Raw genomic sequence first — 26,316 nt, forward strand, 5'->3', positions numbered from 1 at the left:
TCCCCCCCCTTATTCTCATCTTTGCCACTCTACCTGTTATACCTTTCGGGCAATCATTACGTCAGCCCCCCCTCCACTTCCCGCCCGTCACCCCCACCGCCGTTCGCGTGTCGCGGGAGCCCGGATCAGGCTGTGTGCTCCCCGCCGCCCAGGTGGTGCACCCGGACCATGTTGGTGGTGCCGGGTACGCCGGGGGGCGAACCGGCGGTGATGACCATGGTGTCGCCAGTGTTGTAGCGCTGGAGCTTGAGCAGCTCGGCGTCGACCAGGTCGACCATCGCGTCGGTGTTGTCCACGTGCGGGACGACGAACGACTCGACGCCCCAGCTCAGCGCGAGCTGGTTGCGCGTGCCGACGTCGGTCGTGAAGGCCAGGATCGGCTGCGCCGCGCGGTAGCGGGACAGCCGGCGGGCCGTGTCGCCGGACTTGGTGAAGGCGACCAGCGCCTTGCCGTTCAGGAAGTCCGCGATCTCGGCGGCCGCGCGGGCGACCGAACCGCCCTGCGTACGGGGCTTCTTGCCGGGGACCAGCGGCTGGAGGCCCTTGGAGAGCAGTTCCTCCTCGGCCGCGACGACGATCTTCGACATCGTCTTGACCGTCTCGATCGGGTACGCCCCGACCGAGGACTCCGCGGACAGCATGACCGCGTCGGCCCCGTCCAGGATCGCGTTGGCGACGTCGGACGCCTCGGCGCGCGTCGGACGCGAGTTGGTGATCATCGACTCCATCATCTGGGTCGCCACGATCACCGGCTTGGCGTTGCGGCGGCACAGCTCGATGAGCCGCTTCTGCACCATCGGGACCTTTTCGAGCGGATACTCGACGGCCAGGTCACCACGGGCGACCATCACACCGTCGAACGCCATGACGACGCCCTCCATGTGCTCGACGGCCTGCGGCTTCTCCACCTTGGCGATGACGGGGACCCGGCGGCCCTCCTCGTCCATCACCTTGTGGACGTCCTTGACGTCGTCGGCGTCGCGCACGAAGGACAGCGCGACCATGTCGCAGCCCATCCGCAGGGCGAAGCGCAGGTCGTCGACGTCCTTCTCGGACAGGGCGGGGACGTTGACCGCCGCGCCGGGCAGGTTGATCCCCTTGTGGTCGGAGACCACACCGCCCTCGATCACGATGGTGTGGACCCGGTGGCCCTCGACCGCGGTGACCTTGAGCTCGACGTTGCCGTCGTTGATCAGGATCGGGTCGCCCTTGGAGACGTCGCCGGGCAGACCCTTGTAGGTCGTGCCGCAGATCGACTTGTCGCCCGGGACATCCTCGGAGGTGATGACGAACTCGTCCCCGCGGACCAGCTCGACCGGCCCCTCGGCGAACTTCGCCAGCCGGATCTTCGGGCCCTGGAGGTCGGCGAGTACGCCCACCGCGCGGCCCGTCTCCTCGGCAGCCTTGCGGACCCGGTCGTACCGGCTCTGGTGCTCGGCATGGGTGCCGTGGCTGAAGTTGAATCGGGCCACGCTCATGCCGGCATCGATCAGAGCGACGAGCTGGTCATGGGAGTCGACGGCGGGACCCAGTGTGCAGACGATTTTGGAACGGCGCATGAGGCGGATCCTATCGGTTTGTTTCGCTGCGGAATATTCCGTCTGGTGGAATGTACAAATGGGCGGGATGCCGCTCAGGCGTCGACCAACGCATATGTCTGCCGTGCGATTTCCAGCTCCTCGTCCGTCGGTACGACGGCGACCGCGACCCGGGCGTACTCCGGCGAGATCAGCCGCGCCGCGTCCGCCCGTACGGCGTTGAGATCCGCGTCCACCACCAGGCCCAGCTCCTCCAGGCCCGCGATCGCCGCCGCGCGTACGGGCGCGGCGTTCTCGCCGACACCCGCAGTGAAGACGACGGCGTCGACCCGGCCGAGAACGGCGTAGTAAGAGCCGATGTATTTCTTCAGCCGGTGGATGTAGATCTCGAAGGCCAGCAGTGCCCGCTGATCACCCTCGTCGATCCGGCGGCGTATCTCCCGCATGTCGTTGTCACCGCACAGACCGACCAGACCGCTTTTCTTGTTCAGCAGTACGTCGATCTCGTCCGTGCTCATCCCGGCGACCCGCTTGAGGTGGAACACCACCGCCGGGTCGATGTCACCGGAGCGCGTACCCATCACGAGCCCCTCCAAGGGGGTCAGCCCCATGGACGTGTCCACGCACACCCCGCCCCGCACGGCGGACGCGGAAGCCCCGTTGCCGAGGTGCAGCACGATGACGTTGACCTCGGACGGGTCTTTGCCGAGCAGCTTGGCCGTCTCGCGGGATACGAACGCGTGCGAGGTGCCGTGGAAGCCGTAGCGGCGGATCCGGTGCGCGTCGGCGGTCTCGACGTCGATCGCGTAGCGGGCCGCGGACTCCGGCATCGTCGTGTGGAAGGCGGTGTCGAAGACGGCGACCTGCGGCAGGTCGGGGCGCAGCGCCTGGGCGGTGCGGATGCCGGTGATGTTCGCCGGGTTGTGCAGCGGGGCTACGGGGACGAGCCGCTCGATCTCCGCCAGCACCTCGTCGGTGATCACGGTCGGGGCGCTGAACTTCAGGCCGCCGTGGACGACGCGGTGGCCGATGGCGGCCAGCTCAGGGGAGTCCAGACCGAGCCCGTCGCGCGCCAGCTCCTCGGCGACGGCCTTCAGCGCGGCCTCGTGGTCGGCGATCGGGCCGGTGCGCTCCCGCTTGCCGGAACCGTCTCCCACCAGCGGGCTGTGCACCAGACGTGAGGTCTCCTCGCCGATCCGCTCGACCAGCCCGAGGGCGAGGCGCGAACTGTCGCGCATGTCGAGCAGCTGGTACTTCACCGACGAGGAGCCGGAGTTGAGGACGAGGATGCGCGTAGCGGCGGTGTCTGTCACAGGTGCGGCGCCTTCTGGGATCGGAGTGGCAGTCATACGGTCTCGCCCTGGGCCTGGATCGCCGTAATGGCGACCGTGTTGACGATGTCCTGGACCAGCGCGCCGCGCGACAGGTCGTTGACCGGCTTGTTCAGGCCCTGGAGGACCGGGCCGACGGCGACGGCCCCGGCCGAACGCTGGACGGCCTTGTAGGTGTTGTTGCCGGTGTTCAGGTCCGGGAAGATCAGCACGGACGCCTGGCCCGCGACCTCGGACCCCGGCAGCTTGGTGGCGGCGACGGACGGCTCGACCGCCGCGTCGTACTGGATCGGCCCCTCGACCAGCAGGTCGGGACGGCCGGCGCGCACCAGCTCGGTGGCTTGGCGCACCTTGTCGACGTCCGCGCCGGTGCCGGAGGAGCCCGTCGAGTACGAGAGCATCGCGATCCGCGGAGCCACGCCGAACTTCTCGGCCGTGCCCGCAGACTGGACGGCGATGTCCGCGAGCTGGACGGCGTTCGGGTCCGGGTTGACCGCGCAGTCGCCGTACACGAGCACCCTGTCGGCGAGCAGCATGAAGAAGACAGACGAGACGATCTTGGCGTCCGGCTTGGTCTTGATGATCTCGAAGGCGGGCCGGATGGTCGCGGCGGTGGAGTGCACCGAGCCCGACACCATGCCGTCGGCCAGGCCCTCGTGGACCATCAGCGTGCCGAAGTAGTTGGCGTCGGCGACGACGTCGTACGCCAGCTCCACGCTGACGCCCCGGTGGGCGCGCAGCTTCGCGTACGTCTCGGCGAAGCGGCCGCGCAGCTCGGAGGTCTGCGGGTCGATGAGCTGCGTCTTCGTGAGGTCGATGCCCAGGTCGGCGGCCTTCTTGCGGAGTACGTCGACGTCGCCGAGCAGCGTCAGGTCGCACACGTCGCGCCGAATCAGTACGTCGGCGGCGCGCAGCACGCGCTCCTCGGTGCCCTCCGGCAGCACGACGCGGCGGCGGTTGGCGCGCGCCCGCTCCAGCAGCTCGTGCTCGAACATCATCGGCGTGACGCGGCCGCTGCGGGCCACCGCCATGCGCTCCAGGAGGTCGTTGGTGTCGACGTACCGCTCGAAGAGGCCGAGCGCGGTCTCCGCCTTGCGGGGCGTCGCGGCGTTCAGCTTGCCCTCCAGGGCGAAGAGCTCGGCCGCGGTGGGGAAGGAGCCGCCGGCCACCGAGACGACCGGGGTGCCGGGCGCCAGGCGCGACGCGAGGGTGAGGACCTCGGGGCCGGGGCGTTCGTCGAGGGTCATGAGTACGCCCGCTATGGGCGGGGTCCCCGCGCTGTGCGCGGCGAGCGCGCCCACCACCAGGTCGGCGCGGTCGCCGGGGGTCACGACGAGGCAGCCGGGGGTCAGGGCGTTGAGGAAGTTCGGCAGCATCGCGCCGCCGAAGACGAAGTCCAGGGCGTCGCGCGCCAGGCCCGCGTCGTCGCCGAGCACCACCTTGCCGCCGAGGGCGTGGGTGATCTGGGCGACCGTGGGGGCGGCCAGCGCGGGCTCGTCGGGCAGGACGTAGCAGGGGACCGGGAGGCGGGCCTTCAGGCGCTCGGCGATCTCCGCGCGGTCCATGGGGGCGACGCGGTTGGCGACCATGGCGAGGACCTGGCAGCCCAGCGCCTCGTACGCGCGGTACGCGTTGCGGGTCTCGGCGCGCACCGCGTCGGCGGGCTGCTTCCTGCCGCCGACCACCGGGATCACGGATGCGCCGAACTCGTTGGCCAGGCGGGCGTTGAGGGCCAGCTCGTCGGGCAGCTGGGTGTCGGCGTAGTCCGTACCGAGGACCAGGACGACCTCGTAGTCCCGCGCCACCTTGTGGAACCGGTCGACGATGCGGGAGACCAGCTCGTCGGTGCCCTTCTCGGCCTGGAGCGCCGAAGCCTCCTGGTAGTACATGCCGTACCCGGTTTCCGGGTCCTGCGACAGCCGGTAGCGGGCGCGCAGCAGGTCAAAGAGGCGGTCGGGCCCGTCGTGCACCAGGGGGCGGAACACCCCCACCCGGTCCACCTGGCGGGTAAGGAGCTCCATGACTCCCAGCTCGATGACCTGCCGGCCGTCTCCCCGGTCGATCCCGGTCACGTACACGCTGCGCGTCACGCGTGCTCTCCGTCCAGTTAGGGTGGTCTTGCCCTCTTGACAATACCTGTGTGGGTGGATAGGGCGCCCGCCGGGCAGGGGGCTGTGAGACGCGGGTCCGAAGGCCTCGCACAGGCGCGATCCACAAGGCCTGCGTAACGCCTCCGTATGGCCCGATTACGCCCACTAACGGAGGAGTAGCCGGAAGCGCGGAGCCCATGCGAGCCGTGAAACAATCGGATTCTGGCTCACATGCACCACTAGCGAGCAGGAGACACAGCACGATGCGCATCGGAGTTCTCACCGCAGGCGGAGACTGCCCGGGGCTGAACGCAGTGATCCGGTCGGTCGTGCACCGGGCCGTCGCAGGTCACGGCGACGAAGTCATCGGATTCGAGGACGGGTTCAAGGGCCTGCTCGACGGCCATTTCCGCCCCCTCGACCTCGACGCCGTCAGCGGCATTCTCGCCCGCGGCGGTACGATTCTCGGCTCCGCGCGCCTGGAGCGTGACCGGCTGCGCGAAGCGGCCGAGAACTGGCACGAGTTGTCGGAGCGCTCCGGCATCGACGCGCTCATCCCGATCGGCGGCGAAGGCACGCTCACCGCGTCCCGGATGCTGTCGGACGCGGGGATGCCGGTCGTCGGCGTACCGAAGACCATCGACAACGACATCAACGGCACCGACCGCACCTTCGGGTTCGACACGGCCGTCGGCGTCGCGACCGAGGCCATAGACCGTCTCAAGACCACCGCAGAGTCCCACCAGCGCGTGATGGTCGTCGAGGTCATGGGCCGGCATGCGGGCTGGATCGCGCTGGAGTCCGGGATGGCGGGCGGCGCGCACGGCATCTGCCTGCCGGAGCGGCCCTTCGCGGTCGACGACCTCGTGAAGATGGTTGAGGAACGCTTCGCGCGCGGCAAGAAGTTCGCGGTCGTCTGCATCGCGGAAGGCGCGCGTCCGGCCGAGGGCTCCATGCCGTACGAGAAGGGTGCCATCGACCAGTTCGGGCACGAGCGCTTCACCGGCATCGGCAACCGGCTCGCGAGCGAGCTGGAGAAGCGGCTCGGCAAGGAGGCACGGCCGGTCATCCTCGGCCACGTCCAGCGCGGTGGCACCCCGACGGCGTACGACCGTGTCCTCGCCACCCGCTTCGGCTGGCACGCGGTGGAGGCGGTGCACCGGGGCGACTTCGGCAACATGACGGCGCTGACCGGCACCGAGATCACGATGGTGCCGCTGGCGGCGGGGGTCGAGGAGCTGAAGACGGTCCCGGAGAAGCGGATGTACGAGGCCGAGTCGGTCTTCTGAGCGCGACGAACGCTCACGCAGAGCGGCCCTGCCTCCCAAGGGGGGAGGGCCGCTCGGCTTTCTTCCGGCCGGAGTTGCGCTTCGGTCCGCCCGTCAGCGGGCGAGCTGCCAGAAATGCCTGAGGATGTCGTCCAGGAACTCCCGGCCCTTCGCGCCGTCCCCCGAATCGCCGCCGCTCCAGCTCAGCGTCGACATCATCCGCGACTGGTAGTCGGTGTGCAGGCGCTGGAGTACGTCCTCCAGGTCGCGCCGCTGCACAGGAATCAGCTTCGCGATCGGTCGTACGTACGCCTGCCAGCGCGTCGTCACCGCGCTGCGCAGCATCTCGGCCAGGTCCTCGTTGCGGCCCGTCGCCGTGACGAACTCCTGCGGTGAAAGACCAAGGATCTCGGAGAGCGCCGCGGACTGCCGCTCGTTGCCGCGCCACCGCTGGGCGTCCTCCATCCGCTGGTACGCGCCCGCGTCCACGCCCACCATCCGCGCCAGATCCGGCGCCGCCAGGCCCCGCGCCATCCGGTGCTCGCGCAGCGTGCCCGGGGCGGCGATCAGGTCGCCGACCGCGCACCACAGGACACCGGCGAGGGCGGTGATCTCCTGGGCGTCGGGCGCGCGCTGCCCGCGTTCCCAGGCCACTACGAGGTCGGGGCCGATGTTCAGGCCGTACTGCGCGCGCAGCCCGTAGGCGACATGGCCGGGCGCCATGCCGAGGGCCTCGCGCAGTTGGCGCGCGGCAAGAGCGTTGAAAGGCGGAGAGGGGTGCACGGGCACACCGTACGGAGAGGAGGGTCCCGCTGACTACGGTGCGTTCACCCAAGATAACAACTCGTAGGAACGTCCTACAATCCAACGTTCGCGCGTGCCACCCTCAGGTTACCCCCCAGTCACCCCGGGGTCACCCCTTGCGTACGGGAATCCAGCGGTAGTGCAGCTCGGGGCGGCCGACCTGGCCGTACTGCGGAGTGCGCTCGGCGCGGCCGGCCGAGACCAGGTGTTCCAGATAGCGGCGGGCGGTGATCCGCGAGATCCCGAGGGCGGCGGCGGCCGCTGCGGCCGTCGTCCCGGCCGGTGATTCGCGCAGGGCACGGGTCACCGCCTCCAGCGTCGGGGCGCTGAGCCCCTTGGGGAGGGCGGCGGGCTGCGGAGTGCGCAGGGCGGAGAGCGCGCGGTCGACCTCGTCCTGGCCGCTGGCCTCGCCGACCGAGGCGCGGAACTCGGCGTACCGGGTGAGGCGGTCGCGCAGGGTGGCGAAGGTGAAGGGCTTCAGGACGTACTGGACGACGCCGAGCGACACACCTTCGCGTACGACGGCCAGGTCGCGGGCCGAGGTGACGGCGATGACGTCGGCGGTGTGGCCGGCGCCGCGGATGGAACGTACGAGCTGGAGGCCGTGGCCGTCGGGGAGGTAGAGGTCCAGGAGGAGCAGGTCGACGGGCCCGCGGTCGAGGGCCCGGACCGCCTCTCCCCGCGAATGCGCGACACCGGCGACGGCGAAGCCGGGGACCCGGCCGACGTAGAGCGCGTGGGCGTCGGCGGCGACGGGGTCGTCTTCGACGACGAGGACGCGGATCGGGGGCGACACGGCGGCACTCATGCGCTCACCTCGGGGCGCGGCGGACGCCCTGCGGGCGTGTCCTCAAACGCCGGACGGGCTGGATTTGCGCGCTCAGCGGCACATTCAGCCCCTCCGGCGTATGAGGAGCGGGGTCTGGGGCAGCGCCCCCACGCGGCGGAGCCGCACAGTGTCACAGCGGGAAGGGGCGGGGTGGGGAAAAGCACCGTGCGCCGGGTCATGGCCGCACCTCCGTCGCCCCCGCCGCCGCCTCCGCGCGCAACGGCAGCCGCACCGTGAACTCCGCACCGCCGCCACCCGCATCGGTCAGCGCTATCGTGCCGTCCGCCCGGTGCACCGCCTGCCGTACCAGCGCCAGCCCCAGCCCGCGCCCCGCGCTCTTCGTCGACCAGCCGCGGGCGAATACCGCCTCCGCCGACGCGGGGGCGACCCCAGGGCCGGTGTCCGCGACGCGCAGCAGCAGCTCCGAGTCCTGGTCCGTGCGGGCAGTCACCGTCACCCGCGCACCGTCGCTGCCCTGCGCCGCGTCCACCGCGTTGTCGATGAGGTTGCCGAGAATCGTCACCAGGTCCCGGGCCGGCAGGGCTCGCGGCAGCAGCCCGTCGTCGATCCGGCTGTCCTCGTCCAGGACGAGCGCCACACCCCGCTCGTTCGCCTGCGCCGCCTTCCCCAGCAGCAACGCCGCCAGCACCGGCTCGCCCACCGCGCCCACGACCTTGTCGGTGAGGGCCTGGGCCAGTTCGAGCTCCGCCGTGGCGAACTCCACCGCCTCGTCGGCCCGCCCGAGCTCGATGAGGGAGACGACGGTGTGCAGGCGGTTCGCCGCCTCGTGGGCCTGCGAGCGCAGTGCCTGCGTGAAGCCCCGCTCCGAGTCCAGCTCGCCGGACAGTGCCTGGAGTTCGGTGTGGTCGCGCAGGGTAACGACCGTACCGCGCTGCTCCCCGCCCGTGACCGGCCTGCTGTTGACGACGATCACCCGGTCCGCCGTCAGATGCACCTCGTCGACGCGCGGTCCGGGAGCGAGCAGCGCCGCCGTCAGCGGGCCCGGCAGGTCCATTTCGGCCACCGGGCGGCCGACCGCGTCCGGCCCGAGGCCGAGCAGCTCGCGGCCGCCGTCGTTGATCAGCGCGATGCGCTGGTGCCCGTCGAGCATCAGCAGCCCTTCCCGTACGGCGTGCAGCGCGGCCTCGTGGTAGTCGTGCATGCGGCGGAGTTCGCCGGCGTTCATGCCGTGGGTGTGCCGCCGGAGCCGGGCGTTGATGACGTACGTACCCAGGCCTCCCAGGGCGAGCGCGCCCGCCGCCACCCCCAGCAGCGCGGCCAGCTGCTGCCGTATCTGCGCGCTGATCGTGTCGATGGTGATGCCCGCGCTGACGAGCCCGACGATCTTCTCGCCGTCTCGCACCGGTGCCACCACCCGCACCGAACGCCCCAGGACCCCCGTGTACGTCTCGTGGAAGGTGCGGCCCCGCAGCGCGGCCTCCGTGTGTCCCCGGAATGTCTTGCCGATCTCGGCCGGTTCCGGATGCGTCCAGCGGGTCCCGTCCGGCGCCATGACCACGACGAAGCTGACGCCGGTCTCCTTGCGCAGGGCCTCCGTGTACGGCTGGAGGACGGCGGTCGGGTCCTCGGAGCGGGCCGCTTCGACGACCGCCGGGGACTTCGCCACAGCGGTCGCGGTCGCGAAGACCTGCCGCCGTGCGGTCTCCTCGGCCTGGGACCGGTCCGAGACGTACGCGAAGACCGCGCACCCCGCGACAATCGCCGCCACCAGCACGACCTGCATCGCGAAGAGCTGGCCGGCCAGGCTGCGGGGGCGGGGAATGCGCATGCCGCAAGTGTGCCTGAGCCCGTCTGGCCGAAAACCTGTGAACGTAAAGCACGTAACGGTGACGGGTGTCACAGGGGTGATGGATAGTCGCCGGGACCCATCGGGACGTGGGTATCGCAGGACAATCCGAGGAGGCCCCCGTGGCAGGCACAGCAGGCACAGCAGCCGCAAGGCGGGACCGCACGCACTACTTGTATATCGCCGTCATAGTCGCCGTGGTACTCGGCATTGCGGTCGGCTTCGCCGCCCCCGGTGTGGCCGTCGAACTCAAGCCACTCGGCACCGGCTTCGTCAATCTGATCAAGATGATGATTTCGCCGATCATCTTCTGCACGATCGTGCTGGGCATCGGCTCGGTCCGCAAGGCCGCCAAGGTCGGGGCGGTCGGTGGCATCGCACTCGGCTACTTCACGGTGATGTCGCTCGTCGCGCTCTCCATCGGTCTGCTCGTCGGCAACGTGCTGCACCCCGGTGACAGCCTCGCGGTGACCGACGCGGTCAAGGAAGCGGGCCAGGGCCAGGTCGCGGCCGAGGCCAAGGACACGGTCGAGTTCCTGCTCGGGATCATCCCGACCACGTTCGTTTCCGCCTTCACCACGGGTGAGGTCCTCCAGACCCTCCTGGTGGCACTGCTCGCGGGCTTCGCGCTCCAGGCCATGGGCAAGGCCGGCCAGCCCGTGCTCCGTGGTGTCGAGCACATCCAGCGGCTCGTCTTCCGCATCCTGGCCATGGTGATGTGGGCGGCGCCGATCGGTGCCTTCGGCGCGATCGCGGCCGTCACCGGCTCGGCCGGTCTGGACGCTCTGAAGAGCCTCGCCGTACTGATGCTGGGCTTCTACGTCACGTGCTTCCTCTTCGTCTTCATCGTGCTCGCCGCGCTGCTGCGCGTCATCGCGGGCCTCAACATCCTCACGCTCTTCAAGTACCTGGGCCGTGAGTTCCTGCTGATCCTTTCCACCTCCTCGTCCGAGTCCGCCCTCCCGCGGCTCATCGCGAAGATGGAACACCTGGGCATCAGCAAGCCGGTGGTCGGCATCACGGTTCCGACCGGCTACTCCTTCAACCTCGACGGCACCATGATCTACATGACCATGGCCTCTCTCTTCATCGCCGACGCCATGGGCGACCCGATGTCGCTCGGGGAACAGATCCCGCTCCTCCTCTTCCTCCTCGTGGCGTCGAAGGGCGCGGCGGGCGTCAGCGGAGCCGGCCTCGCGACCCTGGCCGGCGGCCTCCAGTCGCACCGCCCGGAACTGGTCGACGGCGTCGGTCTGATCGTCGGCATCGACCGCTTCATGAGTGAGGCCCGCGCCCTGACGAACTTCGCGGGCAACGCGGTGGCGACGGTGCTGGTCGGCACGTGGACGAAGGAGATCGACAAGGACCGCGTCGACCAGGTGCTGGCGGGCCTGGTCCCCTTCGACGAGAAAACCCTCCTTGACGACGACCACACCCCGGCACCGGAAGCTGCGGAGCCGCAGGAACTGCCCACCCCGCGCGACGACGAGAAGGCGCCGGTAAAGGTGTGACGCGCTGCCGCCACTGACGCGCTGACGTGACCCGGCCGGTACGGAACCCCATTCCGCACCGGCCGGACGGCTATGCGTCGAGCGGGTTCACGACGATTCTGGCGGCGATGTTGTTGCGTACCGCCGCTGCCGCCGAGCTGTCCGGCTTGCGCTCCGCCTGGCTGCGGAAACACGACAGGAACTCCTCGGCGAGGCCGAGGCGAGGGTAACGTTCCAGAACTTCGGCCCGGAAGTCGGCAGGGAAGTCGTCCACGTTCCGGCCCGAGATGTCCGTACTGGTTGAGCGCTCCAACAGGTGGCCCTCGGCGTCCATGGCCACGTCGACCTGATCCCACATGTGCCTGACGATCACCTCCGACAGGCGCGTACGGCGCCCTGCGGGCCAGCCGGCACCAGCTGCGAACACCCACGCCACGTGCCCGCCGGCCTCATCGAACGACACTGTGTGGTTGTCGAACTCAGCCGCCAGGCCGATGTCATGGAGCATCGACGCCACATACAGCAACTCTGGATCGAACGTGATGTCTCGCGACGAGCCGTAGGCCGCCGCCCATATGTAGGCGCGCACTGAGTGGTTGAGGAGCGCCGGAGAACAGTAGGTGGAGGCCACTTCCAGGGCGGTGGCGCACGCGGAGGTACTGGGGATCACCAGATCATCGAGTTTCATGCCGCTGATTGTGGCCTCAGTCTGGCGACTGCGCGGCGATGGAGCACGTCTTCGCCACCATCACCGAGCTGGGCGTGTACGGGTACTGACTAAAAAGTGGGTACTCGTCGGATGAGCTGCGGCGCCGAAGCATGGTGGGCATGACTTCCCACGATCTTGTTCCCGTTACCGTCATCGGGCTCGGCGCCATGGGGCGCGCGCTCGCCGGTGCCTTTTTGGACGCTGGGCATCCCACCACTGTCTGGAACCGTTCCGCCGGGAAGGGCGATGATCTCGTCGCGCGTGGCGCGGTCCTTGCTGCGAGTGCCGAAGAGGCCGTGCGGGCCGGTGAGTTGACCGTCGTCTGTGTGGTTGATTACGACGCTTCGCACGCCATCCTTGAGCCGCTGGCCGGTGCCCTCGCCGGCCGCGTCCTCGTCAACCTCACTTCTGACTCGCCGGAGCGGGCCCGTACGGCCGCCGCCTGGGCGGACGAGCACGGCGCCGCGTATCTGGACGGCGCCGTGATGGTGCCGACCTCGCTCGTCGGCGGGCCGGAGGCGCTCATCCTCTACGCCGGTTCGCGGCCGGCTTTCGAGAAGTACGAGAGCGCCCTGAAGGCGCTGGCCGGCAACGCCGCCTACCTGGGTGAGGACCACGCCCTTGCCGCCGCCTACGACCTGTCGATGCTCGACTTCTTCTACGCGAGCATGTCCGGCCTGGTGCACGCCTTCGCCCTGGCGCGCGAGGACAAGGTGGCGGCCCAGGCCCTGGCGCCGTATCTGAACACCATCACCGCCATCCTGCCGCCCATCGCCGCCGAGATGGCGTCCGCTATTGACGCGGGCCAATACGACGGCGACGAGGCCAACCTGAGCATGATGACCGCGAGCGTCGACCACCTTCTGCACATGTCGCGGGACCGTGGCCTCGACACGGGGCAGCTGGAGGCGATCAAGGCCGTCGCCGACCGTGCGATCGCCAAGGGGCACGGCGCCGACGGCTGGGCGAGCACGTTCGAGGTGCTCAAGCTCAAGGGCTGACGTCCTTGCCTTGACGTCGGCGTCAAGGATTACCGTCGGGGCATGCGAATCGGCGAGCTGGCGGAGCGCGCGGGGACAACCACCCGCGCACTGCGCTACTACGAGTCCCGCGGGCTCCTCCCCGCCCGGCGCGCGGTCAACGGATACCGCACGTACGACGAGGAGGACCTGCGGCTCCTTCAGCAGATCCGGACCCTTCAGGACTTCGGGTTCGACCTGGAGGAGACCCGCCCCTTTGTGGACTGCCTGCGGGCCGGCCATCCGGCGGGGGACTCCTGTCCGGCCTCGCTGGACGTGTACCGGCGCAAGCTGGCCGAACTCGATGTGCTGATCGGTCAGTTGAGCGCCGTACGCACGGAGGTCGGCGCCCAGCTCGCCCGCGCGGAGCTCGAAGCCGATGCCGCAATGCCCGGTGGCCCCGAGCCGCGCTGTGAACTGACGGACTGACGGACTGAGGAGACATTGATGGTGCGAGCAGTGGGTGTGGACGCGGTCACGGACGCGACCTTCGACGCAGAGGTCCTGCGGGCCGGTCTTCCTGTTCTTGTGGAGTTCACGGCCGACTGGTGCGGGCCGTGCCGCCAGCTCGCGCCCGTACTCAGCGACGTGGCCCGGGAGGAAGTCGACCGGGTCAAGGTCGTTCAGCTGGATGTGGACTCGAATCCCGAGACGACGATCCGGTACGGCGTGCTGTCGATGCCGACGCTCATCGTCTTCCGCGACGGTGAGCCCGTGAAGCAGATGGTTGGCGCGCGCCCCAAGCGCAAGCTGCTCCTGGAGCTGGCGGACGCGTAGCCGAGCCGAGCGACAAGCTGCCACAGGCAAAAGAAATACCCCGGGGAATTGACACCCGGGGTATTTCTCTGCGTATATTGAGCGTTTCCGTGACCTCGTATAAATTGGGTCACAGAGGTGCCGTGTGAACACAGCGTAGCTTGTTGGGAGCTGAATTGTCAACCGAGGAATTTCAGAAAGAGCAGGAATTCATCACCGGCCTCTACGCGCGCCTCGATGACCTGCGTGAAGAGGCCGAGCTCGCCGTGCAGTCCGCGTTGACGCAGGTGAGGACCGGCCAGCAGGCGAAGCTGGAGCGGGATGTGCTGGTGGCCGAGCAGTCCGGGCTGCTCGCCGCATTCAATGCGGGAGAGAGCGGGCTCTGCTTCGGGCGGCTCGACTTCCGGGACGGACGCCAATACCACATGGGCCGGATCGGAATCCGGCAGAACGACGCCGAGCGCACGCCACTCGTCGTCGACTGGCGGGCCGACATTGCCCGGCCCTTCTATCTCGCGACCGGTTATTCCCCGATGGGCCTGCGCCGTCGGCGCCACATCACCACCGAAGGCCGCACCGTCACCGCTCTGCACGACGAAATCCTCGACCTCACCGACACCACCCGCACCGGCTACGAGGGCTCCGCCGCCGACACCGTGCTGCTCGCCGCGCTGGACGCGGCGCGCTCCGGACGGATGCACGACATCGTGCAGACCATCCAGGCCGAGCAGGACCGCATCATCCGCGCCTCGCCCCAGGGAGTCCTCGTAGTCGAGGGCGGCCCCGGCACCGGAAAGACCGTCGTTGCCCTGCACCGCGCGGCGTATCTGCTGTACGCCTACCGTGAGCTGCTCGCCCGTCGCGGTGTGTTGATCGTCGGGCCGAATCCCGCCTTTCTCGCCTACATCGGCGAAGTGCTGCCCTCGCTCGGCGAGACCGGGGTCCTGCTGGCGACCGTCGGTGAACTGTTCCCGGGCGTAACCGCCACCGGTACCGACACCGCGGCGGCCGCCGAGATCAAGGGCCGGCTCGCGATGGCGGACGCCCTCGCCCGTTTCGTGCGGGACCGGCAGACCGTGCCCCACCCGCACATCGAGATCGAGCACGACGACGGCACGCTGGTGCTGGACCGGGCGATGGCGGAGGACGCCCGGGCCGCCGCCCGCCAGACCGGACTGCCGCACAACCTCGCCCGCCCCCACTTCGCCTTCCGGATCATCGACGCGCTCACCGAGCAGCTCGCCGAGCGGATCGGCGCCGACCCGTACGGCGGCCCCAACTTCCTCGGACCCGACGACATCGCCCAGCTCGGCAAGGCCATCGCGCTCAGCGGTGAAGTGCACGAGGTGATCGACCAGCTGTGGCCGCCGCTCACCCCGCAGCAGCTGGTCGCCGACTTCCTCGTCGATCCCGTTCATCTGCCGGACGGTGATGCCGAGTTGATCCGGCGCGACGGCGGCGAGTGGACGCCCGCCGACGTGCCGCTCCTCGACGAGGCCGCCGAACTGCTCGGCGCGGACGACTCGGCCGCGCGCGCGGCCGAGGAGGCCGAGCGGCAGCAGCGCATCGCGTACGCCCAGGGCGTGCTGGACGTCGCGTACGCCTCCCGCAGCTACGAGTTCGAGGACAAGCACGACGAAGACTCCGAGATCCTGGGCGCGCAGGACATCGTCGACGCCGAGCGGATGGCCGATCGCCACGAGGAGGCCGACCACCGCAGCGCCGCCGAACGGGCCGCCGCCGACCGCACCTGGGCCTTCGGCCACATCATCGTCGACGAGGCGCAGGAGCTGTCGGCCATGACCTGGCGGCTGCTGATGCGCCGCTGCCCGACGCGCTCCATGACGCTCGTCGGCGACCCGGCCCAGACCGGGGACGCGGCGGGCTGCGACTCCTGGCAGCAGATCCTCGACCCGTACGTCGGGAGCCGCTGGCAGCACACCCGGCTCGGCGTCAACTACCGCACGCCCGCCGAGATCATGGAGGTCGCGGCCGGTGTACGGCGGGCCGAGGACCCGGCCTTCGAGCCGCCGGGCTCGGTGCGCTCGACGGGGGCGCGGCCCCGGGCGCGCGCCGCGGAGCCGGACGACCTGGCCCGTACCGTCGCCGAAACGGTCGCGGACGAGGCGCCGCGGGAGACGGAAGAGGGGCGGCTCGCCGTCGTCGCGCCGCGCGAGCTGCACCCGGCACTGGTCGCCGCCCTCCCCGGCGCCGCGCACGGCCCCGCACCCGACCTCACCAGGCCCGTCGTACTCCTCGACCCGCGGCAGGCGAAGGGCCTGGAGTTCGACACGGTGGTCGTCGTCGAGCCGGGACGGATCCTCGCCGGGTCGCCGCGCGGCGCCAACGACCTGTACGTGGCCCTGACCCGGGCCACGCAGCGCCTCACCGTCGTACACACGGGAGCCCTTCCCGAATGCCTCCGGGAAGGGCTCGCGCAGGGAGGGACAAGGGGAATCAGGCCGGCTTGAACCACACCGTCGCCAGCGGCGGCAGTGTCAGCTCCAGGCTCGGCCGGCCGCCGTGCGCGCCGCCCGACTCCGGCTTGAGCGGTTCCGTATTGCGTACGTCGCTGCCGCCGTACCGGGCCGCGTCCGTGTTCAGGACCTCCGTCCACGCCGGGATGAGGTCCGGGACGCAGAGCCGGTAGCCGTGCCGTACGACGGGCGAGAAGTTGGAGACCGCCAGCAGCGGGCCGCTCTTCGCGTCGAAGCGCAGGAACGCGAAGACATTGTCCTCGGCGGCGTCGCCCAGCACCCACGTGAAGCCGTCGGGGACCGTGTCCAGCTCCCACAGGGCCGGCGTGGCGACGTACAGCTGATTGAGGTCGCGGACCAGGTCACGTACGCCCCGGTGGTCCGGCTCCGCCGAGTAAGCCGGGTCCAGCAGCCACCAGTCGGGGCCGTGCCCCTCCGACCACTCCGCTCCCTGGGCGAACTCCTGCCCCATGAAGAGGAGCTGCTTGCCGGGGTGCGCCCACATGTAGCCGAGGTACGCACGGTGATTGGCGCGCCGCTGCCACCAGTCGCCCGGCATCTTGCTCACCAGGGCCTGCTTGCCGTGCACGACCTCGTCGTGGGAGATGGGCAGCACGTAGTTCTCGCTGTACGCGTACACCATCGAGAACGTCATCTCGTTGTGGTGGTACTTGCGGTGCACGGGCTCCTTGCTGATGTACACGAGGGAGTCGTGCATCCAGCCCATGTTCCACTTCAGGCCGAAGCCGAGGCCGCCGCTGTCGGTCGGACGGGTCACGCCGTCCCACGCGGTGGACTCCTCCGCGATCGTCACTACGCCGGGGTTGCGGCGGTAGACGGTCGCGTTCATCTCCTGGAGGAAGGAGACGGCGTCCGGGTTGTCGCGGCCGCCGAACTCGTTCGGTGCCCACTCGCCGTCCTCGCGCGAGTAGTCGAGGTAGAGCATCGAGGCGACCGCGTCGACGCGCAGCCCGTCGATGTGGAACTCCTCGCACCAGTACGTGGCGTTCGCGACCAGGAAGTTACGCACCTCCGGGCGCCCGTAGTCGAATTCGAGGGTGCCCCAGTCGGGGTGCTCGGCGCGCCGCCAGTCCTCGTGCTCGTACAGGTTCGGGCCGTCGAAGCGCGCCAGCGCCCAGTCGTCCTTCGGGAAGTGGGCCGGGACCCAGTCCATGATGACGCCGATGCCGGCCCGGTGCAGCGCGTCGACCAGGTAGCGGAAGTCGTCGGGCGTGCCCATGCGGGCCGTCGGGGCGTACAGGCCGGTGACCTGGTAGCCCCACGATCCGCCGAAGGGATGCTCGGCGACCGGCATCAGCTCGACGTGGGTGAAGCCGAGGTCGGCGACGTAGGCGGGGAGCTGTTCGGCCAGCTCGCGGTAGCTCAGGCCGGGGCGCCAGGAAGCGAGATGTACTTCGTAGACCGAGAAGGGTGACTTGTGGATGGGGCGGTCGGCGCGGTGCGCCATCCACTCCTGGTCGCGCCACGTGTGGTGCGAGGTCGTCACGATCGACGCGTTGGCGGGCGGGCACTCGGTGCGGCGGGCCATCGGGTCGGCGCGCATCGTGTGACTGCCGTCGGGACGCATGATCTCGAACTTGTACAGCGTGCCCTCGCCGACGCCGGGCACGAACAGCTCCCAGATGCCGGACGAGCCGAGGGAGCGCATCGGGAACCCGGTGCCGTTCCAGTAGTTGAAGTCGCCGGCGACGCGTACGCCGCGGGCGTTCGGCGCCCAGACGGTGAAGCGGGTGCCGGTGACGCCCTGGTGGACCATCGGCTGCGCGCCGAGCGCCTGCCACAGTTCCTCGTGGCGGCCCTCGCCGATGAGGTAGAGGTCGAGCTCGCCGAGGGCGGGGAGGAAGCGGTACGGGTCCTGGACCTCGTGTTCGATGCCGTCGTACGTGACAAGGAGGGTGTACTCCGGAGGGACGGAGTCCAGGGGGAGTACACCGGAGAAGAGGCCGTCGCCGTCGTCGTGGAGCTGCGTGCGGTGGCCGTCGGCCAGGACGGTGACTGCCTGGGCGAAGGGGCGCAGCGCGCGGAAGACGATGCCGGTGGGCGCGTTTGTTTTTTTGAACGGGTGGGCGCCGAGGAGGCCGTGCGGGTCGTGGTGGCCGCCGGAGAGGAGTCGGTCCCGGTCACTGCCTTCGAGGGCGCCCGGCGGCCGCTTCTTGGGCGTGGGCTCGGCGTCCTGCACCGCCTTGGGCGCGGAGTCGGGCGGGCTTCCGGCTGCGGTGGACTTCGGGGTACGCCGCGACTTCGAACCCCCGCGCGCGCCCGTGCCCGGTCCGCGCCCGGACTCGGCGTCCTGGGCGGCCTTGGGCGCGGAGTCCGGCGGGCCTTCCGCCGGCTGCGGGGCCTGCGGCGACTTGGCGGCAGCGGCCTTGGGCTTTGCGGCCGCCGCCCGGGCGGGCTTGCGCGGCTGCGGAGTGGCCTCGGCGGCCTGCGTGGCCTCGGCGGCCTCGGCCGGCTTCGGGGCCGTGGCGCGCTTGGCGCGCTTCCGGGGCGGGGTGGGCGGATTCGACGGTGCGGGCTGCTCGGCGTCGGCGGACTTGCGGGACGGTGGACGGGGGGTCACGGGTGCGGCCTCCTCGGGAGGATCCGGTCGGGTGCGGTGGACGGGGTCGGGATTGCTGAATCGCGCCGCGCGAAGGCGGAGGTGCGGGGGCGAGGCGGCCCGGCCGCGCGCCGAAGCCACAGGCGGGCCCGGCCGCCCCAGGCCAACTGCGGCGCGCGCAGCCCTCGGAGGCTCCGCCCCAGACCCCGGTCCTCAAACGCCGGACGGGCTGAAAATGCCGGAGGCCCGGGCGTGCGTGGGGTCATGGTGTGGGTCCTGGGGTGCGGTCGGTGGCCGGGGACGGGCTGCTGTGCCGTGGTGAGCCCAGGGGTGGGGAAGTGGACGAGGCCAGGCGGTGGATGGCCGCCAGGGGGACCGGGAGCCAGTCCGGGCGGTGCCTGGCCTCGTAGAGGACCTCGTACACCGCCTTGTCCGTCTCGTACGCCCGGAGCAGCTCCGGTTCCTCGCGCGGGTCCGTGCCCGAGGCGAACGCGTAACCCGCGCAGAACGCCTCCCGGCACCGCGTCGCCCACTCCGCGTTCCACGGCTGGTGGGAGCGGGCGGCGTAGTCGAAGGAACGCAGCATGCCCGCCACGTCACGTACGACCGGCTGCGGGCGGCGCCGTTCCGTGAGCGGCCGCGACGGCTCGCCCTCGAAGTCGATCACCGACCATTCGCCGCCCGGTGCCCGCAGTGTCTGGCCCAGGTGCAGGTCGCCGTGGACGCGTTGGGCCGGCCACGCCCGGCCCGCCCGCCCCCGCGCCGCGAACGCGTCGAAGGCGGTGCGCAGGGCCGGGACGTACGGGACCAGCGACGGCACCGCCTGCGCCGCCGCGTCGAGGCGCTCGGTCATCGCCGCGGCCAGCAGTTCCGTCTGTTGTCGGCGCAGGGTCACCGTCGGCAGGGCTACGGCCAGTGCCGTGTGCACCTCGGCGGTGGCCCGGCCCAGGGCTTGGGCGTCGGCGGTGAAGTCGTTGCCGACGGCGAGGGCCCGCAGCGCGCGCTGCCAGCCGTCCTCCGAGCCGCGCAGGAAGGGCTGGAGGACCCCGAGGGTGTACGGCTCGTACGGATCGTCGGCATTGTCGGCCTCGTACCAGGCGACCGGTGCCGGCACCCGGTCGCAGCCCTTGTGGGCCAGCGCGAGCGGCAGCTCCAGATCGGGGTTGGAGCCGGGGCTGACGCGGCGGAACACCTTGAGGATGAACGAATCTCCATAGACGAGAGAGGAGTTGGACTGCTCGGCGCCCAGGGGCCGGGGAGTGAGGCCGGGCGGGATTTCCACCGACGGGTCGCGCTCGAAGCGCAGCGCCCCCGGTGCCCCCGTGTTGCGCAACCGTTCCAGCAGCAGGCCGGCCAGGCGTGGGTCGAGCAGTGCGTCGTAGACCGTGAGGCCGGCCAGCGGCCCCTCCTGGACGTGCCCGATCAGGGCCGGTGCGAGGCGCGGCGGCAGCGCGGACCGTACACCGAGCAGCAGTTGATAGCAGTCGGCGACCGGCGGCGCCGGTGGGCCGTGGGTGGGCCCGGCGGGCTGCTGGACGCTCACCAGCAGATGCAGCAGGCCGGGAGCGCCCGGGGCCCCCGCCCCGGAGCCGCCTCTGGCGGGCAGCAGTTCCGTGGCGGCGACGAGCGAGAATCCGGTGACCGGGCGTCCCTTGCCCGCGAACCACCGCTGCCTGGGCAGCCATTCGTGCAGCAGCGGCGCCAGCGAGGGGAGCAGCGCCGGTGGAGGGGCTGGAGGAGTGGCGCGGCGGGCGGCCGTACTCCGGATGGATGCAGCCTCCGACATGGCATCGCGTCCTTTCCCCGGGCACACCACAGGATGCGCAGAGTGTCCCGGATTGCGACCGTAGCTGTCCGGGCGGTGCGTGGGGTTCTCCCCGCAGCCGAAACGCGGGAAGTGTCGGGTCGGGGATCGTCCGTACGGACCCGATATGAGGGGGAGAGTGCCCAGGGCGGGGCGGTGGAAACCGCCCCGCGCCGGACGGCACTTCAGACGCGCTTGGCCGGCAGGGGCGCCGGGTCCTTGCGCAGCCGGAACCAATAGAAGCCGTGACCTGCGAGGGTCAGCAGATACGGCCATTCGCCGATGGCCGGGAATCGCACCCCGCCGATCAGCTCGACCGGATGCCGTCCGTTGAAGGTCTGGAGATCCAGTTCCGTCGGCTGCGGGAAGCGCGAGAAGTTGTGGACGCACAGCACCAGGTCGTCCTTGTACTCGCGCAGGAATGCGATGACCGCAGGGTTGGTCGACGGCAGCTCCGTGTACGAGCCGAGTCCGAAGGCGCGGTTCTGCTTGCGGATCTCGATCATCCGCCGGGTCCAGTGCAGCAGCGAGGAGGGCGAGGTCATCGCCGCTTCGACGTTGGTGACCTGGTACCCGTAGACCGGGTCCATGATCGTGGGGAGGAAGAGCCGTCCCGGGTCACAGGACGAGAAGCCGGCGTTGCGGTCGGGCGTCCACTGCATGGGTGTGCGTACGGCGTCCCGGTCGCCCAGCCAGATGTTGTCGCCCATCCCGATCTCGTCGCCGTAGTAGAGGATCGGCGATCCGGGGAGGGACAGGAGCAGAGCCGTGAACAGCTCGATCTGGTTGCGGTCGTTGTCGAGGAGGGGGGCCAGCCGCCTGCGGATGCCGATGTTGGCGCGCATCCGGGGGTCCTTGGCGTACTCCGCGTACATGTAGTCGCGCTCTTCGTCCGTGACCATTTCGAGGGTCAGCTCGTCGTGGTTGCGCAGGAAGATGCCCCACTGGCAGTTGGACGGGATGGCCGGGGTCTTGGCCAGGACTTCCGAGACCGGGTAGCGCGATTCGCGGCGTACGGCCATGAAGATGCGGGGCATGACGGGGAAGTGGAATGCCATGTGGCACTCGTCGCCACCCTTTTTGAAGTCGCCGAAGTAGTCGACGACGTCTTCCGGCCACTGGTTGGCCTCGGCGAGGATCACGGTGTCGGGGTACGACGCGTCGATCTCGGTCCGTACCCGCTTGAGGAACTCGTGGGTACGGGGGAGGTTCTCGCAGTTCGTGCCCTCCTCCTGGTAGAGGTAGGGGACGGCGTCGAGGCGGAAGCCGTCGATGCCCAGATCCAGCCAGAAGCGCAGGGCCGAAATCATTTCTTCCTGCACGGCCGGGTTCTCGTAGTTGAGGTCCGGCTGGTGGGAGAAGAAGCGGTGCCAGAAGTACTGCTTGCGGACCGGGTCGAAGGTCCAGTTGGACGTCTCCGTGTCGACGAAGATGATCCGGGCGTCCTGGTACTGCTTGTCGTCGTCGGCCCAGACGTAGTAGTCGCCGTAGGGCCCGGTGGGATCCGCCCGGGACTCCTGGAACCACGGATGCTGGTCGCTCGTGTGGTTCATGACGAAGTCGATGATCACGCGCATGCCGCGGTGGTGTGCGGCGTCGACGAACTCCACGAAGTCGGCGAGGTCACCGAACTCCGGGAGGACGGACGTGTAGTCGGAGACGTCGTAACCGCCGTCGCGCAGCGGGGACTTGAAGAACGGCGGCAGCCAGAGGCAGTCGACACCGAGCCACTGGAGGTAGTCCAGCTTGGCGGTGATGCCCTTGAGGTCACCTACGCCGTCTCCATTGCTGTCCTGGAAGGAGCGGACGAGCACCTCGTAGAACACGGCGCGTTTGAACCACTCCGGGTCGCGGTCCTTGGCGGGAGTGTCCTCGAAGGTGTCGTGGACGGGCTCGTTGACGATCATGATGTGGGTGACCCTCCGATCGGCGGGGACGGTCGCAGGACGACGATGTGCGCGGGCGTACGGCCCGGCTCGAGGCGCACATAGTTGGCCCTGCCCCAGTGGTAGGTCTCGCCGGTGAGCTCGTCGCGCACCGGGACGGAATCGGACCAGTCGAGGCCGAGTTCCGGCATGTCCAACGAGACCGTGGCCTCCTGGGTGTGGTGCGGGTCGAGGTTGACGACCACCACAACGATGTTCGAACCCGAACGCTTCGAGTACGCGATGACGGAGTCGTTGTCGGCATGGTGGAAGTGCAGGTCACGCAGTTGCTGGAGCGCCGGATGGCGGCGGCGCAGGCGGTTCAGAGTGGTGATCAGCGGGGCGATCGAGCGGCCCTCGCGCTCCGCCGACTCCCAGTCGCGCGGACGCAGTTGGTACTTCTCCGAGTCGAGGTACTCCTCGCTGCCCGGCTTGGCCGGCGTGTTCTCGCACAGCTCGTAGCCCGCGTACACGCCCCAGGACGGCGCCAGCGTGGCGGCGAGCACAGCGCGCGCCTCGAATGCCGGACGGCCGCCCTGCTGGAGGTAGGCGTGCAGGATGTCCGGGGTGTTCACGAAGAAGTTCGGGCGCATGTACGAAGCGGCGTCGCCGGTGAGCTCCGTGAGGTACTCGGTGAGCTCGTGCTTGGTGTTGCGCCAGGTGAAGTACGTGTACGACTGCTGGAAGCCGATCGCGCCGAGGGTGTGCATCATCGCGGGGCGGGTGAAGGCCTCGGCGAGGAAGATGACATCGGGGTCCGTGCGGTTGATGTCCGCGATGACCTTCTCCCAGAAGACCACCGGCTTGGTGTGCGGGTTGTCGACGCGGAAGATCCGTACGCCGTGATCCATCCACAGCCGCAGCACTCTGAGCGTTTCCTTGACCAGGCCCGGCATGTCGGCGTCGAACGCGATCGGGTAGATGTCCTGGTACTTCTTCGGCGGGTTCTCGGCGTACGCGATCGAGCCGTCGGCGCGGTGGTGGAACCACTCGGGGTGCTCGGTGACCCACGGGTGGTCCGGCGAGCACTGCAGCGCGAAGTCCAGCGCGATCTCCATGCGCAGGTCGTGGGCGCGCGCGACGAAGGCGTCGAAGTCCTTGAACGTACCGAGGTCCGGGTGGATCGCGTCGTGGCCGCCGGCCGCCGAGCCGATCGCCCACGGCACACCGACGTCCTTGGCGGACGCCGACAGCGTGTTGTTGGGCCCCTTGCGATGGGTGGTGCCGATGGGGTGGATGGGCGGCAGGTACACCACGTCGAAGCCCATCGCAGCGACGGCGGGCAGCCGCTCGGCGGCCGTCTTGAACGTTCCGCTCTTCTGCTTTCCCCTCTTGTCGGTACGGACGCCCTCCGAACGCGGGAAGAACTCGTACCAGCTGCCGTACAGCGCACGCTCACGCTCGACCAGCAGCGGCATCTCGGGCGACGAGGTGACCAGCTCGCGCAGCGGGTGGCGGCCGAGTGCGGCCGCCGCTTCGGCGTCGAGCGCGGCGGCCAGCCGGACGGCCGGGGGCTTCTTGGTGTCGCGCAGCGCGTCGACGGCGGCCAGGACGGCCTCGCGGCCGTCCTTCTTCGGCACGCCGGACGCGGCGCGCTCGTACAGCTCCGCGCCCTCCGCGAGGACGAGCTCGGTGTCCTGGCCCGCCGGGATCTTGATCCGGGCGTTGTGGCGCCAGGTCGCCACGGGGTCCGACCAGGCCTCCACGGCGTACGTCCACTGCCCCTCGGCGAGCGGCGTCACGCGCGCCCCCCACCGGTCGGTGCCGGGCGCGAGCTCGCGCATCGGGGTCCAGGGGCCCTCCCGGCCCGCCGGGTCACGCAGGACGACATTGGCGGCGACGGCGTCGTGGCCCTCGCGGAAGACGGTGGCGGTGACTTCGAACGTCTCACCGGCCACCGCCTTCGCCGGCCTTCTGCCGCAGTCGACGGCGGGACGTACGTCCAGGACAGGGATGCGACCGATCATTGGCTCACCTGGGGGCTGTGCGGCCGCGGACGAGCGCGGCTCGCGTTCGGGGGCTTTCTTGGGGTCTGTCCTTTTTATCTGCTCCGTTGGCGACTGGCGGGGTGCGGGCATCACCGCTCCTGTCCACGTTCACTCGGGTGGACCGACTTGGACGGACTTGGGACGCGTGGGGGGTGCGTGCGGGGGCGTACCGGAGGAGCCTTCCCTCGTACGTCGGGTGCGCAATCCGGGGCTTTGTTAACTACTGCCGCGTAACGGTGGCTAAAAAAACTGGGCCCCGGCAACCGGGCGTTCGGCCGGGGGTCCGGGGGTTGTCCCCGGGGGATGCAGCACTGCTGCCGCGTAACGGTGGCTAAAAAAAGCTGGGCCTCGGGCAGCCGGGTGTTGGGCCGGGGGTCCGGGGGTTGTCCCCGGGGGATGCAGCACTGCTGGCGCGTAACGGTGGCTAAAAAAGCTGGGCCTCGGGCAGCCGGGCGTTCGGCCGGGGGGACTGGGCCCGGGCGCCATGCGAAACGGCCCCGCCTTTCGGGCGGGGCCGTCCGTTTTTCGGTGTGCTTGGGTGCCGCTGGATCAGTTGTTCACCTGGAGCAGGCGGTTCGGCGTGGCGAGACCCGCGCCCGTGACCTTGCCCTGGACCGCCTTCGCGGTCAGCGCCGCGCTCACGGCCGCCGGGGTCGCCGACGTGTGGTCGGCCAGGTAGAGCGCCGCCGCGCCCGCCACGTGCGGGGTCGCCATCGACGTACCGGATATGGTCTTCGTCGCCGTGTCACCCGTGTTCCAGGTGGACGGGATCGCCACGCCGGGAGCGAACAGGTCGAGACCCGGGCCCCAGTTGGAGAAGCTCGCGCGCGCGTCCTTGACGTCCGTCGCGCCGACCGTGACCGCTTCCGCGACGCGGGCCGGCGAGTACAGGTTCGACGGCAGCCCGTCGTTGCCCGCCGCGACCGCGTACGTGACGCCGGACGCGATCGAGTTGCGGACCGCCGCGTCCAGCTGGGCGTTGGCGTAACCGCCGAGGCTCATGTTCGCCACGGCGGGCTTCCTGGCGTTCTTGGTCACCCAGTCGATGCCCGCGATCACCTGGGCCGTCGTACCCGAGCCCGCGTTGTCGAGCACCCGTACGCCGACGACCTTGGCCTTCTTCGCGACGCCGTACTGCCCGCCCGCGACGGTGCCGGCGACGTGCGTGCCGTGGCCGTTGCCGTCCTGGGCGGTGGCGTCGTTCTCGACGAAGTCCCAGCCGCTGCTCGCCCGGCCGCCGAAGTCCTTGTGGGACGTGCGGATGCCGGTGTCGATGACGTACACCTTCACGCCGCTGCCGGCGCTGTCGGGATAGGTGTACGACGTGTTCAGGGGGAGGCCGGGCTGGTCCAGCCGGTCCAGGCCCCAGGTCGGGTTCGTCTGGGTGTGGTCCAGCGACACCATGGTGTCCTGGACCACGGAGGCGACGTTCGGATCGGCCGCGAGACGCTTGGCCTGCGTCTCGGTCGCTCTCACCGCGTAACCGTTGAGCGCGGTGCTGTACGTGTGGCGGATGTCCGCCCCGTACCGCTCCGCGAGGTCGCTGCCGGCCTCGGACGGGGCCAGGATTCCGCCCGAGCCCGTCTTCAGCGTGACGATGTAACTGTTGCCGACCGAGCCGGGTGAACCGGCTCCCAGTATTCGCCCCTCGGCGGGGGCGGCCTGCGCGGGCAGCGTGATGACCGAAAGAACCGCTGCCGTGGTGACAGCGGTGACGGCCCCCGCAAGACGCGGGCGAGTATTTCGCGTTTGTGCCATGTGCTGAGTCGCCTCCTCAACTTGGCGCACGTACCGCAGAGTTGGCCCGGCCCTGCCGCCGGTCCCCCTGGTGCCGACCACAGACGATGCCTGTGGAAGCCTCTCGTGCGCTGTGAAGCACTACAAGACCGCACGTGGGGGCGGAATTGGCCATATCGCCGGT

At 70.0% G+C, this 26,316-nt stretch carries 18 protein-coding genes; 6 read left to right on the forward strand and 12 right to left on the reverse strand.

Annotation, left to right across the window (positions count from 1 at the left end; genetic code table 11):
- Positions 1-125: 125 nt before the first annotated feature.
- From pyk to pta, 3 genes are all read right to left on the reverse strand, one after another.
- Complete coding sequence (pyk, locus tag ABZX79_RS35870; protein ID WP_355267595.1) at positions 126-1,559, reverse strand: pyruvate kinase; 1,434 nt, start codon at positions 1,557-1,559, stop codon at positions 126-128.
- 74 nt (positions 1,560-1,633) lie between these two features.
- The gene (locus ABZX79_RS35875) at positions 1,634-2,851 is read right to left on the reverse strand and encodes an acetate kinase (RefSeq protein WP_355267598.1); all 1,218 of its coding nucleotides are present in this window, start codon (positions 2,849-2,851) and stop codon (positions 1,634-1,636) included.
- A gap of 32 nt (positions 2,852-2,883) precedes the next feature.
- Entirely contained in the window at positions 2,884-4,959 is a 2,076-nt protein-coding gene (gene pta / locus ABZX79_RS35880; protein WP_355267601.1) for a phosphate acetyltransferase, read from the reverse strand.
- 263 nt (positions 4,960-5,222) lie between these two features.
- Between pta and ABZX79_RS35885 the strand changes: the two genes are divergently transcribed.
- Positions 5,223-6,248, forward strand: coding sequence for an ATP-dependent 6-phosphofructokinase (locus tag ABZX79_RS35885; protein ID WP_355267604.1), 1,026 nt, complete (start codon positions 5,223-5,225; stop codon positions 6,246-6,248).
- 93 nt (positions 6,249-6,341) lie between these two features.
- On the opposite strand, the gene ABZX79_RS35890 is transcribed toward ABZX79_RS35885, so the two are convergent.
- From ABZX79_RS35890 to ABZX79_RS35900, 3 genes are all read right to left on the reverse strand, one after another.
- The gene (locus ABZX79_RS35890; RefSeq protein WP_355267607.1) at positions 6,342-7,016 is read right to left on the reverse strand and encodes a helix-turn-helix transcriptional regulator; all 675 of its coding nucleotides are present in this window, start codon (positions 7,014-7,016) and stop codon (positions 6,342-6,344) included.
- 124 nt (positions 7,017-7,140) lie between these two features.
- A complete protein-coding gene (locus ABZX79_RS35895; RefSeq protein ID WP_355267610.1) occupies positions 7,141-7,839 on the reverse strand; it encodes a response regulator in 699 nt (232 codons plus the stop codon).
- A 196-nt stretch (positions 7,840-8,035) separates the two neighbouring features.
- Positions 8,036-9,649: a sensor histidine kinase gene (locus tag ABZX79_RS35900; protein WP_355267613.1), complete on the reverse strand. Its 1,614-nt coding sequence runs from the start codon at positions 9,647-9,649 to the stop codon at positions 8,036-8,038.
- A 140-nt stretch (positions 9,650-9,789) separates the two neighbouring features.
- Between ABZX79_RS35900 and ABZX79_RS35905 the strand changes: the two genes are divergently transcribed.
- Positions 9,790-11,178, forward strand: coding sequence for a cation:dicarboxylase symporter family transporter (locus ABZX79_RS35905; protein WP_355267616.1), 1,389 nt, complete (start codon positions 9,790-9,792; stop codon positions 11,176-11,178).
- A 70-nt stretch (positions 11,179-11,248) separates the two neighbouring features.
- On the opposite strand, the gene ABZX79_RS35910 is transcribed toward ABZX79_RS35905, so the two are convergent.
- The gene (locus tag ABZX79_RS35910) at positions 11,249-11,845 is read right to left on the reverse strand and encodes an HD domain-containing protein (RefSeq protein WP_355267619.1); all 597 of its coding nucleotides are present in this window, start codon (positions 11,843-11,845) and stop codon (positions 11,249-11,251) included.
- Positions 11,846-11,985: 140 nt separating this feature from the next.
- Here ABZX79_RS35910 and ABZX79_RS35915 point away from each other — a divergent pair, with 140 nt between their 5' ends.
- The 4 genes from ABZX79_RS35915 to ABZX79_RS35930 all read left to right on the forward strand — a co-directional run bounded on the left by ABZX79_RS35915 (position 11,986) and on the right by ABZX79_RS35930 (position 16,112).
- Complete coding sequence (locus tag ABZX79_RS35915) at positions 11,986-12,867, forward strand: NAD(P)-binding domain-containing protein (protein ID WP_355267622.1); 882 nt, start codon at positions 11,986-11,988, stop codon at positions 12,865-12,867.
- A gap of 42 nt (positions 12,868-12,909) precedes the next feature.
- Positions 12,910-13,314 carry a MerR family transcriptional regulator gene (locus tag ABZX79_RS35920; protein ID WP_355267625.1) on the forward strand — a complete coding sequence of 135 codons (405 nt, stop codon included), beginning with the start codon at positions 12,910-12,912 and terminating at the stop codon, positions 13,312-13,314.
- An 18-nt stretch (positions 13,315-13,332) separates the two neighbouring features.
- The gene (trxA, locus tag ABZX79_RS35925) at positions 13,333-13,662 is read left to right on the forward strand and encodes a thioredoxin (RefSeq protein WP_355267628.1); all 330 of its coding nucleotides are present in this window, start codon (positions 13,333-13,335) and stop codon (positions 13,660-13,662) included.
- Between the two features lie 155 nt (positions 13,663-13,817).
- Positions 13,818-16,112, forward strand: a complete 2,295-nt coding sequence (locus ABZX79_RS35930) for an ATP-binding domain-containing protein (protein ID WP_355267631.1) — start codon at positions 13,818-13,820, stop codon at positions 16,110-16,112.
- Here ABZX79_RS35930 and glgB read toward each other — a convergent pair.
- The 5 genes from glgB to ABZX79_RS35955 form a co-directional block, all read right to left on the reverse strand.
- On the reverse strand, positions 16,099-18,699 hold the full coding sequence (gene glgB / locus ABZX79_RS35935; RefSeq protein WP_355267634.1) for a 1,4-alpha-glucan branching enzyme: 2,601 nt from the start codon (positions 18,697-18,699) through the stop codon (positions 16,099-16,101). The two genes, ABZX79_RS35930 and glgB, sit on opposite strands and share 14 nt — an antisense overlap.
- 241 nt (positions 18,700-18,940) lie before the next feature.
- Positions 18,941-20,464 (reverse strand): maltokinase, encoded by a 1,524-nt coding sequence (locus ABZX79_RS35940; protein ID WP_355267637.1) that lies wholly within the window; start codon positions 20,462-20,464, stop codon positions 18,941-18,943.
- 203 nt (positions 20,465-20,667) lie between these two features.
- Complete coding sequence (gene treS / locus ABZX79_RS35945) at positions 20,668-22,389, reverse strand: maltose alpha-D-glucosyltransferase (RefSeq protein WP_355267640.1); 1,722 nt, start codon at positions 22,387-22,389, stop codon at positions 20,668-20,670.
- On the reverse strand, positions 22,386-24,374 hold the full coding sequence (locus tag ABZX79_RS35950) for an alpha-1,4-glucan--maltose-1-phosphate maltosyltransferase (RefSeq protein WP_355267643.1): 1,989 nt from the start codon (positions 24,372-24,374) through the stop codon (positions 22,386-22,388). The genes treS and ABZX79_RS35950 overlap by 4 nt, the downstream gene beginning before the upstream one ends.
- A 570-nt stretch (positions 24,375-24,944) precedes the next feature.
- Positions 24,945-26,153, reverse strand: coding sequence for a S8 family peptidase (locus ABZX79_RS35955; RefSeq protein ID WP_355267646.1), 1,209 nt, complete (start codon positions 26,151-26,153; stop codon positions 24,945-24,947).
- Between the last annotated feature and the right edge of the window lie 163 nt (positions 26,154-26,316).

Source organism: Streptomyces sp. NPDC002994, assembly GCF_040611155.1.
GTDB lineage: Bacteria > Actinomycetota > Actinomycetes > Streptomycetales > Streptomycetaceae > Streptomyces.